Annotated in this window: 11 protein-coding genes; 5 read left to right on the plus strand and 6 right to left on the minus strand. The window is 73.2% G+C overall.

Annotated features, from left to right (window positions below; translation table 11 throughout):
- Positions 1-111: 111 nt before the first annotated feature.
- From VGD85_RS11070 to VGD85_RS11080, 3 genes are all read left to right on the plus strand, one after another.
- A complete protein-coding gene (locus VGD85_RS11070) occupies positions 112-444 on the plus strand; it encodes a hypothetical protein (RefSeq protein ID WP_331063494.1) in 333 nt (110 codons plus the stop codon).
- An 81-nt stretch (positions 445-525) separates the two neighbouring features.
- Positions 526-1,650 carry an FUSC family protein gene (locus VGD85_RS11075; RefSeq protein WP_331063495.1) on the plus strand — a complete coding sequence of 375 codons (1,125 nt, stop codon included), beginning with the start codon at positions 526-528 and terminating at the stop codon, positions 1,648-1,650.
- Entirely contained in the window at positions 1,647-2,741 is a 1,095-nt protein-coding gene (locus tag VGD85_RS11080; RefSeq protein ID WP_331063496.1) for a DNA polymerase IV, read from the plus strand. Before VGD85_RS11075 ends, VGD85_RS11080 begins: the two co-directional genes overlap by 4 nt.
- Before the next feature lie 59 nt (positions 2,742-2,800).
- Here the strand turns inward: VGD85_RS11080 and VGD85_RS11085 are convergent, their stop codons facing one another.
- Positions 2,801-3,931 carry a glutamate--cysteine ligase gene (locus tag VGD85_RS11085; RefSeq protein ID WP_331063497.1) on the minus strand — a complete coding sequence of 377 codons (1,131 nt, stop codon included), beginning with the start codon at positions 3,929-3,931 and terminating at the stop codon, positions 2,801-2,803.
- Positions 3,932-3,950: 19 nt separating this feature from the next.
- Positions 3,951-4,502 (minus strand): DUF402 domain-containing protein, encoded by a 552-nt coding sequence (locus VGD85_RS11090; RefSeq protein WP_331063498.1) that lies wholly within the window; start codon positions 4,500-4,502, stop codon positions 3,951-3,953.
- A gap of 38 nt (positions 4,503-4,540) precedes the next feature.
- On the opposite strand from VGD85_RS11090, the gene VGD85_RS11095 reads away from it, so the two are divergent.
- On the plus strand, positions 4,541-5,887 hold the full coding sequence (locus VGD85_RS11095) for a threonine/serine ThrE exporter family protein (RefSeq protein WP_331063499.1): 1,347 nt from the start codon (positions 4,541-4,543) through the stop codon (positions 5,885-5,887).
- Positions 5,888-5,906: 19 nt separating this feature from the next.
- Here VGD85_RS11095 and VGD85_RS11100 read toward each other — a convergent pair whose 3' ends face one another.
- Both VGD85_RS11100 and VGD85_RS11105 read right to left on the minus strand, forming a co-directional pair.
- Complete coding sequence (locus VGD85_RS11100) at positions 5,907-6,749, minus strand: SDR family NAD(P)-dependent oxidoreductase (RefSeq protein ID WP_331063500.1); 843 nt, start codon at positions 6,747-6,749, stop codon at positions 5,907-5,909.
- Positions 6,746-8,299 (minus strand): NAD(P)/FAD-dependent oxidoreductase, encoded by a 1,554-nt coding sequence (locus tag VGD85_RS11105; RefSeq protein WP_331063501.1) that lies wholly within the window; start codon positions 8,297-8,299, stop codon positions 6,746-6,748. Before VGD85_RS11105 ends, VGD85_RS11100 begins: the two co-directional genes overlap by 4 nt.
- Before the next feature lie 50 nt (positions 8,300-8,349).
- Here VGD85_RS11105 and VGD85_RS11110 point away from each other — a divergent pair, with 50 nt between their 5' ends.
- Positions 8,350-8,988 carry a TetR/AcrR family transcriptional regulator gene (locus VGD85_RS11110; protein WP_331063502.1) on the plus strand — a complete coding sequence of 213 codons (639 nt, stop codon included), beginning with the start codon at positions 8,350-8,352 and terminating at the stop codon, positions 8,986-8,988.
- Here VGD85_RS11110 and VGD85_RS11115 read toward each other — a convergent pair.
- Both VGD85_RS11115 and VGD85_RS11120 read right to left on the minus strand, forming a co-directional pair.
- Positions 8,972-10,366, minus strand: coding sequence for a HAMP domain-containing sensor histidine kinase (locus VGD85_RS11115; RefSeq protein ID WP_331063503.1), 1,395 nt, complete (start codon positions 10,364-10,366; stop codon positions 8,972-8,974). The genes VGD85_RS11110 and VGD85_RS11115 overlap by 17 nt on opposite strands.
- On the minus strand, positions 10,363-11,014 hold a 652-nt coding region (locus tag VGD85_RS11120), incomplete at its 5' end, for a response regulator transcription factor (protein WP_331063504.1). The genes VGD85_RS11115 and VGD85_RS11120, both read right to left, overlap by 4 nt.

An 11,014-nucleotide genomic window follows, 5' to 3' on the forward strand; every position in this document is an offset into this window, starting at 1 on the left:
GGCCGCCCCCTCCACAGGTGGCCGCGCGCGCGACGCCCGAGGTCCCCGGCCGCTCCTAGCGTCGCTCGTGCGTCGGACCCGCCGGCGCCACGAGCCCCTCGGGAGCTGCCCATGAAGATCCCCACCGTCCTCCTCGCCGCCGTCGCGGCGTCCGTCCTGGTCGGCGGCGGCCTCGGCGCGGCCGCGGCGGTCGCCACCGCCGGCACCGGTGACGAGCCGCCCGGCGACACGATCGTCGAGGTCACCGGCGACGCCGCGAACGGCTTCGAGATCCAGTACTACGACGGCACCGGCCTCTATCCGCCGACCGACTCCGAGGCCCGGGCCGAGTGCGCCGAGTACGACACCAAGGTCGCGCGGGCGCGCTGCCGCACCGAGGTCCGCACCTGGTACCGCGATCTCGCCGACCTGCAGCAGGCGTTGGACTGGGCCCACGCCGGCTGACCTCGTGGCTGACCTCGTGGCTGACCTTGTGCCTGACCTCGTGGCTGACCCCCTGGCTGACCCCGTGGCAGGATCGCGGCCATGGAGGCGGGGCCGCTGGACCGGATGTGGGACCGGAGCCGGACCTCGGTCCGGGCCCGGAGCCGGACCTCGGTCCGGGCCCGGGTCCGGCGCCTGCAGGCCAAGTCCTGGCAGATCGCGCAGTGTGCGCTCGCCGCCGCGGCCGCCTGGCTGATCGCCGCCGACGTCCTGGGACACCCGACGCCGTTCTTCGCGCCGGTCGCCGCCGTCGTCGCGCTCGGGACGTCCTACGGCCAGCGGCTGCGCCGCGTCGCCGAGGTGACCGTCGGCGTCGCGGTCGGCGTGTTCCTCGCCGACCTCCTGGTGGTGGGGCTGGGGTCGGGCTGGTGGCAGATCGGCCTGATCGTCGCGCTCGCCATGTCGGCGGCCTTCCTGCTCGACGGTGGGCAGCTGTTCGTCACCCAGGCCGCGGTGCAGTCGATCGTGGTCGCCTCGCTGGTGCCCGACCCCGGGGCGGCGTTCACCCGGTGGACCGACGCGGTCGTCGGAGGGGTGGTCGCGCTCGTCGCGGCGACCGCGGTGCCGGCCGCTCCGTTGCGTCGGCCGCGCGAGCAGGCAGCGGTCGTGATGCGCAAGGTCGCGGCCCTGCTGCGTGCGGCCGGGGAGGTGATGGACGACGGCGAGGCGGCGCGGGCGTTGGACCTCCTGGCCGATGCACGGTCGACCGACTACCTCATCCGCGAGCTCCAGGACGCCGCCGACGAGGGCCTGTCGGTCGTCGAGTCCTCGCCGTTCCGGGTCCGCCACAAGGGTGACCTGCGCAAGATGGTCGACCTCGTCGACCCGCTCGACCGGGCACTGCGCAGCACCCGGGTGCTGGTCCGGCACACCGCGGTCGCGGCGTACCGCCGGCGGCCGGTCCCGTCGTCGTACTCCCTGCTTGCGCTCGACCTCGCGGACGCCGCCGACCAGGTCGCCGACGAGCTCGCGGCGAACCGGATGGCGGCCGCCGCGCGCGACGCGCTGCTGGTCGTCGGCGAGGCCACCGGCCGGGTGGAGCGCACGGACCTGCTCACTGCCGAGGCGATCCTCGCGCAGCTGCGCTCGGTGGTCGCCGACCTGCTGATGGTCACCGGGCTCGACCAGATGGCGTCGACCGACGCCCTGCCCCCGCCGCCGCGATGAGCGAGCGGGACGACCAGGGCGCACCCGGGTGGGTGCTGCACGTCGACCTCGACCAGTTCATCGCAGCCGTCGAGGTGCTGCGCCGCCCCGAGCTCGAGGGCCTGCCGGTGGTCGTCGGCGGCCGCGGCGACCCCACCGAGCGGGGCGTGGTCGCGACCGCGTCGTACGAAGCGCGGTCGTTCGGGGTCGGCTCCGGCATGCCGTTGCGGATCGCCGCGCGCAAGTGTCCCGAGGCGGTGTTCCTGCCGGTCGACAAGGAGGCCTACGACGCCGCCTCGGCAGAGGTGATGGCGACGCTGCGCGGCCTGGAGTGGGGCGGGGTGCCCGTGGTCCTCGAGGTCCTGGGCTGGGACGAGGCGTTCCTCGCGGCTGGCGAGGGCCATGGCCCGCTCGGCGACCCGAGCGAGTTCGCGCAGCGGCTGCGCGCCGAGGTGCTGGCCGCGACCCGGCTGCACTGCTCGGTCGGCATCGGCGACAACAAGCTGCGCGCCAAGATCGCCACCGACTTCGGCAAGCCACGCGGCGTCTGGCAGCTGACCGAGGACGACTGGTTCCCGGTGATGGGGGAGCGGCCGACCACCGCCCTGTGGGGCATCGGGGCCAAGACGGCCAAGAAGCTCTCCGCCCTCGGCATCGACACCGTCGAGCAGCTCGCCCACTCCGACGCCCAGATCCTCGCCGCGGAGCTCGGCCCGACGATGGGCCCGTGGTACCACCGGCTGGGTCGCGGGGTCGACACCAGCCCGGTGGACGCGACGCCCTGGGTGCCGCGCGCCCACGGCCGCGAGGAGACCTACCAGGAGGACCTCGTCGAGTGGGCGCGGGTCACCGAGGAGGTGCGGGCACTCACCCGTCGGGTGCTGGTCGACATCGACCGCGAGGCTCGCCCGGCCGCGCGGGTGGGCATCAAGGTCCGCTACCGCCCGTTCTTCACGGTCAGTCGCAGCCTGACGCTGCCCGAGCCCAGCAACGACCCGGCGATCCTCGAGCAGGCCGCCGTCTCGTTGCTCGACCGCGTCGAGAAGGACCGGCCCGTCCGGCTGCTCGGCGTCCGTCTCGAGATGGTCGATCCACCCGACTCGGCCGGTTGACCCGCCCGAGAGTTTCGGGCGGGTGAACGTCGAGATCGGTGCGGGGCGTCGGCGGCTGCTCAGCCCAGACCGTCGCGCAGCTCCCGCACGACGGAGTCGACGACCGCCACCAGGTCGCCGCCGGTGCGTTCGGCGACCGCGCGCTGACGCTGGTACGACGCGCCGCGCACCGGGATCTGTGCCACCTGCGCCAGCTCCTCCTCGCAGCCGAGCCGGCCCGCGACCGGGGCCAACCGCTCGAGCAGGTCGGCGAGGTCCTCGGTGACGAGCCGCTCGTTGGACTCGGCGTCGGTGATCACGATCGCGTCGAGGCCGTAGCGGGCCGCGCGCCACTTGTTCTCCTGGACGTGCCACGGCGGCATGGTCGGCAGCGTCTCGCCGGCGGCGGCGCGGGCGTCAAGGTCGACCACCAGACAGTGCATGAGGGCGACCAGCGCGGCGAGGTCGGCGATGTCGGGGACGCCGTCGCAGATCCGGTTCTCCAGCGTGCCGAGGTGCGGTGCCGGTCGGACGTCCCAGCGCACCTCGGAGAGCTCCTCGATCACGCCGGTGACCAGCTCGTCGTTCACGAACGCCTCGTACTCCGACCAACGCTCGAACTGGAACGGCAGGCCCGCGGTCGGCAGCTGTTGGAACATCAGGGCCCGGTTGGAGGCGTAGCCGGTGTCCAGGCCGGCCCAGATCGGCGAGGAGGCGGAGAGCGCCTGGAGGTGGGGGTGGTAGTTGAGGAGCGAGGAGAGCACCGGCATGACGCGCTCGCGGTCCGGCATCCCGACGTGCACGTGCACGCCCCAGATCAGCATCTGCCGGCCCCACCACTGGGTGCGGTTGATCAGCTCCTCGTAGCGATGCCCCTCGGAGAGCTGCTGCCCGGTCCACGACGCGAACGGGTGGGTCCCGCCGCCGTAGAGATCGAGGTCCAGGTCGTCGCCGGCCGGGACCACCACCTCGAGCGTGCGGCGCAGGTCGGACATGGCCTCACCGACGGTGTGGCAGACGCCGCTGACGACCTCGACGGTGTTGCGCAGCAGCTCCTTGTGCAGCTTGTCCGGGTCGGACAGCCGAGGCTTGGCCCGAGCGAACAGGTGCGTCGCGTCGTTGCGCAGGTCGCGGGTGCGCCGGTCGACGAGAGCGAGCTCCCACTCGACGCCGAGCGTCGGCTCGGGCGAGGCGTGGAAGTCGATCCGCATCGCCCCAGCGTTCCACAGCTCAGGGTCTGCGGAGAGCGCCCAGCCGGGTGAGCCACGCCTCAGCGCTCCCGTCGTACGGCGCGGCCGCGGCCTCGACCGCGGCGCGCACCCGGTCGCACGACGCGAGCGCCGCCCGCACCACCTCGTCGGGGTAGCCCAGGCGCACCCGGTGCTCGGCGAACTCGTCCTCGTCGTCGACCCGGACCGCGCCGCTGTTGTCGCACACGACGTCCAGGTCGAGGTCGACGGTCCGGAGCACCCGCCCGTCCCAGACCGGCGGGGTCGTGACGTCGACGTACACCCGCAGCGGTCCGTCCACGGCGTGGAAGGTCGCCAGCCAGCCACGTGCCGCGTCGGCCCCCGGGCCGGGGACGAGGCCGACCTGGTCGGTGGGGGCGACGTACGTCGCGCCCGGGCGGGTCATCTCGGTGCCCGCGAGGATCCCCAGCCAGTCGCCGTGCTCGTCGCGGCCGAGGTAGTCGGCGTCGAACTCCCAGTGCGGCCCGTCGCGCCACTTGGTCATCACGACGCGCACCCGGTCGCCGGGATGAGGGTGCGCGGCCGGGGTCACGTGCCCTGTCTACCAGCCGGGCTGGGAACATGACGCCCATGCCCGAGCGCCAGCTGAACCTCACCCTGGACTTCTGTCTGCGGGTCGGCGAGCTGCTGCTGTCCTCGGGCGCCGGCGCGGCGGACGTCATCGCGACCATGCGGTCGCTCGCGTGGCACCTCGGCGTGCGCAACCCCGAGATCGACATCACGTTCACGTCGCTGTCGATGAGCTACCAGCGCGACCCCGAGGAGCCCGCCGCGGTCCTGCTGCGGCACGTCAAGCAGCGCGACATCGACTACGAGGACCTGACGCTGGTCGACCACCTGGTGCGCGACGTGCTGCGCGGCGAGGTCGACCTCAAGGAGGCGCGCACCCGGCTCGCCCGGATCGTGTCCTCGGGTCACCAGACGCCGCGCTGGGCGGTCACCCTCGGCTGGGGGGCGATGTGCGCGGGGGTGGGCCTGCAGCTCGGTGGTGGCCCGGTCATCGTCGCGGTCGCGTTCGTCGCCGCGGCGTGCATCGACCGGCTGCAGCTGGTCATGGCCCGTCGCCGGCTGCCGTTCTTCTACCAGCAGGTGGCCGGGGGCGCGGTGGCCACGATCATCGCGGTCGCCGCCGGCGCGGCGATGCCGGACCTGGACCCCTCCGTCTCCGTCACCTCGAACATCATCATGCTGCTGGCCGGCATCGGGTTCATGGGTGCCCTGCAGGACGCGCTGTCGGGGTTCTACGTCACGGCCGGCGCCCGCCTCACCGAGGCGCTGCTCGCGACGGCCGGCATCATCGCGGGCGTCAGCGGCGGCCTCACGCTCGCGGAGGTGGTCGGGGTCGACGTGGGACGCCTCGAGCCCGGCGCCGCGTCGGACCTGAAGACGGTCTCGGTGATGGCGCTGGGAGCCGCGATCTGCGGGTCGGCGTTCGCGTTCGCGTCGTACGCGCCGAAGCGCTCGCTGCTGCCGATCGGGGCGGTGGCGGCCGTCGCGATGGTGATCGCCGCGTACGGCGCGGTGGGCGGGGTCGGGAGGACCTGGCCGACCGCGGCCGCGGCGTTCTTCGTGGGCCTGGTGAGCTACACCGTCGCGGGCCGGATGCGGGTGCCGCCGCTGGTCGTCGTGGTCCCGGCGGTCGTCCCGATGCTGCCGGGCCTCTCGATCTACCGCGGCCTGAGCCTGCTCACCGAGGGCGGATCCGAGACGTCGGCCGGATTGCTGGCGATCATCACCGCCGCGTCCGTGGCGATCGCGCTCGCCTCGGGCGTGATCCTCGGCGAGTTCGTCGCCCAACCCCTCAAGCGGGAGGCACACCGCCTGGAGAGCCGCCTGGCCGGTCCGCGACTGGTGGGCCCGCTGCGCACGCGCACCTCCCGCCGGGCACGCCGCGAGGGCACGGGCCAGGACGCGTAGCCGCGATCTCGGCGTCGCCTCAGACGACCGTGGTGCGCTCGGGCAGCACGCGCTTGCCGGCCTTGGCGACGATGTCCTGGTAGCGCGAGCCGGTGAACTTCGCCAGCTGGTGGACGGCGTGCGCGTCGAGGCCCACCAGCACCCGGGCGCGGTTGTGCAGGATGCCGCGGACGATGATCTCGGCGGCCCGCTCCGGGGTCATCTTCGCCAGCTTCTCGTCGAACAGCCGCGCGGTCTTGTCCTTGTCCTCGCGCGCGGAGACGCGGGCGTTGCGCGCGATCGCGGTCTTGATGCCGCCGGGGTGCACGACCGTCACCCCGACCGGGTGCCCCTCGATCAGCATCTCCTGGCGCAGCGCCTCGGACATGCCCCGGACGGCGTACTTCGAGGCGTTGTACATGCTCTGGCCCGGCATCGACACGAGTCCGAACAGCGAGGAGATGTTGACCAGGTGGCCGTCGCCGGAGGCGATCAGGTGCGGCAGGAACTCCTTGGTCCCGTGCACGACCCCCCAGAAGTTCACGCCGATGATCCAGTCCATGTCGGGATACTCGAGGTGCTCGAGGTTGCCCGCGAGCGCGACTCCCGCGTTGTTGACCACGACGTTGACCCGGCCGAAATGGTCGGCGACCGCGGTGGCGTACGCCGCGAACGCGTCGCGGTCGGCCACGTCGAGGTGGTCCGAGCGCACCTCGCGGCCGCCGGCTCGTTCGACCATGCCGACGGTCTCGGCGAGCCCCGCGTCGTCGACGTCGCTGATCGCGAGCCGAGCACCGCGGCCGGCGAGGTTGAGCGCGAGCGCGCGGCCGATGCCGGATCCGGCGCCGGTGACGACGCAGACCTTGTCCTCGAGCGTCTTCATACGGGCATGTCCTCTCGGGCGGGTACGGCGGGTGTCAGGTCGTAGGCGTCGGTGTCGAAGTGGGCGAGCTGGCGCCGGAACATGACCGTGGACTTGGGCCACAGGGTGGTGTTGCGGCCGTGCTCGTCGAGGTACCAGCTCGAGCAGCCGCCGGTGCTCCACACGGTGCGGGCCATCCGGCGCTGGAGGTCGGCGTTCCAGGCGTCGTGGGCGTCCTGGCGCGGCTCGACCGCGGCGTACCCGCCGTGCCGGAGCGCGCGGACGGCGCCGCGGAGGTACTCGACCTGCGACTCGATGACGAAGACCATGCTCGAGTGGCCCAGGCCGGTGTTGGGGCCGACGAGCATGAAGTAGTTGGGGAAGCCCGGCACGGTCGTGCCCTTGTACGCCGCCATGCCTGACTCGCGCCAGACGTCGGCCAGCGTGCGGCCGCCGCGGCCGGTCACGTGCTCGGTGATCGGCAGCTCGGTGGTGTGGAAGCCGGTGGCGACCACGATGACGTCGACCGGGCGCTCAACGCCGTCGGAGGTGACCACACCACTGCGGGTCACCTCCGCGATCGGGTCGGTCACGAGCTCGACGTTCTCGGAGGCGAGCGCGGGGTAGTAGGTGTTGGAGATCAGGATGCGCTTGCAGCCGATCTCGTAGTGCGGGGTGACCTTCGCGCGCAGCTCGGGGTCGGCGATGGACCGCTCGATGTTCGCCAGCGCGGCCCGCTTGGCCGGCAGCGCGATCTTGGGCTGGAGCGTGAACGCGGGGACGTAGGTCTCGCGCGCCCAGTAGACGGCCGTCCGGTAGAGCCGCTGGAGGCCGGGGACGTGGCGCAGCGCGGCGCGCTCCCAGGCCGGGTAGCGGCGGTCGTGGCGCGGGATCACCCAGGGCGCGGTGCGCTGGTAGACGTCGAGGTGCCCGCCCGTGGACTGCAGGGTCTTCTGGATCTCGGGGACGATCTGGATCGCCGAGGCGCCGGTGCCGATCACCGCGACGCGCTTCCCGGCCAGGTCGACGCCGTGGTCCCAGCGGGAGGAGTGGAACAGCTCGCCCGCGAAGTCCTCGATGCCGGCGATCGCGGGCAGCTTGGGCTCCGAGAGGCCCCCGGCGCCGACGACCAGCGTCGTGGAGACGATCGTGCGCTCGCCGTCCGGGCCGACGACGCGGCTGCGCCAGCGCTGGGCGGCGTCGTCCCACGTGGCGTCCTCGAGACGGGTGTGGAACACGAAGCGGTCGAGCGTGCCCGACTCGCGGGCGACCCGGCGCAGGTAGGCCCAGATCTCCGGCTGCGGGGAGAACGACATCGACCAGTCGGGGTTGGGCGCGAACGAGAAGGAGTAGAGCTGGCTGGGCACGTCGCACGCGGCGCCGGGGTAGGTGTTGTCGCGCCAGGTGCCGCCGACGTCGCCGGCCTTCTCGATCACCAGGAAGTCGTCCTCGCCGTCCTCCTGCAGTCGGGTGGCCGCGCACAGGCCCGCGAAGCCGGTGCCTACGATCAGGTGGTCGACGTGTCGCTCCGCCCCGGGTCGGGTGGCAGTGGGCGTGGGGGACGCGCTCATGGCGCCGACCGTACTTCCGTTATTGAAAATGCGTCAATAGAGTGAGGGCCGTGACCACCAGCACGCAGGGCACGCACGGTGCCCAGGGCGCCCACGGTGCCCAGCGCACCCGGCTGACGCCCGAGCAGCGGCGCGCCCAGCTGCTCGACCTCGGCGTCCGGCTGCTGGCCACCCGCTCCCTCGACGAGCTCTCGATCGACCTGCTCGCCGAGGAGGCCGGGATCTCGCGGGGCCTGCTCTACCACTACTTCGGCAACAAGCACGACTTCCACGAGGCCGTCGTGCGCCGGGCCGCCGACGACCTGATCGCGACGACCACGCCGCCCGCCGACGGCGAGCCGATGGTGCGGCTGGTCACCTCGCTCGCGGCGTACGTCGACTACGTCGTCGCCAACCACGAGGGCTACCTCTCGCTGGTCAAGGCCGCGGCCGGCGGCAACGAGACGCTGCGCGAGATCTACGAGGAGGCCCGCGAGGCGCTCAACGGGCGCGTCTTCCGCGAGGACCCGCGCGGGCAGATCCTCCCCGACACGCCCGCCACGCGGCTCCTGGTCCGCGGCTGGTCGGCGATGACCGAGGAGCTGGTGCTGTCCTGGATCGCCGACCCCGCCGGCCTCACCCGCGAGCAGCTCCTCGACGTCCTCGCCGCGTCGCTGCCCGCCGTCGTGGGGACTATCCCGGAAGGCTGACGTCCACGGTCGTGTCCCCGGCGGCCGACGACAACGTGACCGCGCCGCCGTGCGCGGTGACGATGGCCTGCACGAGCGCCAGGCCGAGGCCGACGCCGACCTCTCCGGTGCGGGTGCGGGCCGCGTCTCCGCGGGCGAAGCGCTCGAACGCGTGCGCCACGAGATCGGGCGGGAAGCCCGGGCCGTCGTCGTGCACGCTGAAGCCGTCGCGCCGCACGGTGACGGTGACCGTGGTGCCGGGAGGGGTGTAGCGGCGGGCGTTGCTGAGCAGGTTCGTCACGACCTGGTGAAGGCGCAGCTCGTCGCCGAGGACCTCGTACGGCGCGTCCACGGCGTCGTCGGGCACGTCGAGGCGCCAGCGGTGGTCGGGGGCGACGACCCGCGCGTCGGAGACCGCCTCGAGCAGCAGCCGGGTCAGGTCGACCGGCGCCCGGTCCAGCGGGCGGCCCGCGTCGAGGCGGGCGAGCAGCAGCAGGTCCTCGACCAGCGAGGTCATCCGCCCGGACTCCTCCTCGACCTTGTCCAGCGCCGTGCGCACCCCCGCGGCGTCGTCGGGACGGCGCCGGGCCAGCTCGGTGTAGCCCGCGATCGTCGCCAGCGGCGAGCGCAGCTCGTGGGAGGCGTCGGCGACGAACTGCCGCACCTGCTGCTCGCTGCGGTGCCGGGCGCCCAAGGAGGTCTCGACGTGGGCGAGCAGCGTGTTGAGCGCGGCGCCCACCTGGCCGACCTCGGTGCGCTCGTCGGTCAGGTGGTCGGGCACCCGCTCGGCGATGTCGACCCGGCCGGACCCCAGTGGGAGCGCCGCCACGCTGTGGGCGGTCGCGGCCACCTCGCGCAGCGGCCGCAGTTGGCGGCGTACGACGACCAGGGCGGCGCCGGCCCCGATCGCGGTTGCCAGCATCGCGAAGAGCACCTCGAGCCAGACCAGCCGCGACAGGGTGCTGGCGACCTGGTCCTGGGGGAGGCCGACGACGACCACGCCGCCGTCGGCGGTGATCGCCAGCACCCGGTACTCCCCGAGCTCGGGGAGGGACACGGTGTGGGTCTCGCCGTCTCGGGGGACCGCGTCGAGCCGGTCGGTGACCGTCCCCCCGGTGACCTGGACCTGGCGGGGCGGCTCGCCGGCCGACGGTGGCTGCACCACCTCGACCCGGGACGACCCCTCGTCGGGCAGGATGGCGCGGAGCTGGCCGATCTCGCTGCCGGGCCCGCCCGCCGCGACGCGCACCGACTGGCGGACCTGTTGGTCGAGCTGGTCGAGCAGGTAGCTCCGCATGGACAGGGTGGTCGCGGCGCCGATCAGCAGCGATACCAGCAGCACCAGGGCGACCGTGGTGAGCACCAGCCGGGAGGTCAGCGAGGCGAGATGCCGCCTCATGTCGCCGGCTTCAGCACGTAGCCCGCGCCACGCATCGTGTGGATCATCGGCTCGCGGCCGGCGTCGATCTTCTTGCGCAGGTAGGAGATGTAGAGCTCGACCACGTTGGCCTGGCCGCCGAAGTCGTAGTTCCAGACCCGGTCGAGGATCTGCGCCTTGCTCAGCACCCGCCGCGGGTTGCGCATCAAGAACCGCAGCAGCTCGAACTCCGTGGCGGTCAGCGTGATCTCGGAGCCGGCGCGGAACACCTCGTGGCTGTCCTCGTCGAGCTCGAGGTCTCCGACGACGAGCTTCGACGACGACGCGGCCTGCTGGGCGCCGGCCCGCCTCATCAGCCCGCGAAGCCGGGCCACCAGCTCCTCCAGCGAGAACGGCTTGGTCACGTAGTCGTCGCCGCCGGCGGTCAGCCCGGCGACCCGGTCCTCGACGGCGTCGCGCGCGGTCAGGAACACCACCGGCACGTCGGGGTCGGCCGACCGGATCCGCCGCAGCACCTCCATGCCGTCGAAGTCGGGCAGCATCATGTCGAGCACGATCGCGTCCGGGCGGAAGTCCTTGGCCGCCGCCACCGCCTTCGAGCCGGTGTGGGCCGCCGCGACCTGCCAGCCCTCGTAGCGCAGCGCCATCGAGATCAGCTCGGCGATGTTC

The organism is Nocardioides sp., from assembly GCF_036401255.1.
Taxonomy (GTDB): Bacteria; Actinomycetota; Actinomycetes; order Propionibacteriales; family Nocardioidaceae; genus Nocardioides.

What these genes read in the sequence shown, in the direction of transcription:
- VGD85_RS11070 (WP_331063494.1), top strand. Translation starts at nt 112, where the DNA reads ATGAAGATCCCCACCGTCCTCCTCGCCGCCGTCGCGGCGTCCGTCCTG.
- VGD85_RS11075 (WP_331063495.1), top strand. Translation starts at nt 526, where the DNA reads ATGGAGGCGGGGCCGCTGGACCGGATGTGGGACCGGAGCCGGACCTCG.
- VGD85_RS11080 (WP_331063496.1), top strand. Translation starts at nt 1,647, where the DNA reads ATGAGCGAGCGGGACGACCAGGGCGCACCCGGGTGGGTGCTGCACGTC.
- VGD85_RS11085 (WP_331063497.1), bottom strand. Translation starts at nt 3,931, where the DNA reads ATGCGGATCGACTTCCACGCCTCGCCCGAGCCGACGCTCGGCGTCGAG.
- VGD85_RS11095 (WP_331063499.1), top strand. Translation starts at nt 4,541, where the DNA reads ATGCCCGAGCGCCAGCTGAACCTCACCCTGGACTTCTGTCTGCGGGTC.
- VGD85_RS11100 (WP_331063500.1), bottom strand. Translation starts at nt 6,749, where the DNA reads ATGAAGACGCTCGAGGACAAGGTCTGCGTCGTCACCGGCGCCGGATCC.
- VGD85_RS11105 (WP_331063501.1), bottom strand. Translation starts at nt 8,299, where the DNA reads ATGAGCGCGTCCCCCACGCCCACTGCCACCCGACCCGGGGCGGAGCGA.
- VGD85_RS11115 (WP_331063503.1), bottom strand. Translation starts at nt 10,366, where the DNA reads ATGAGGCGGCATCTCGCCTCGCTGACCTCCCGGCTGGTGCTCACCACG.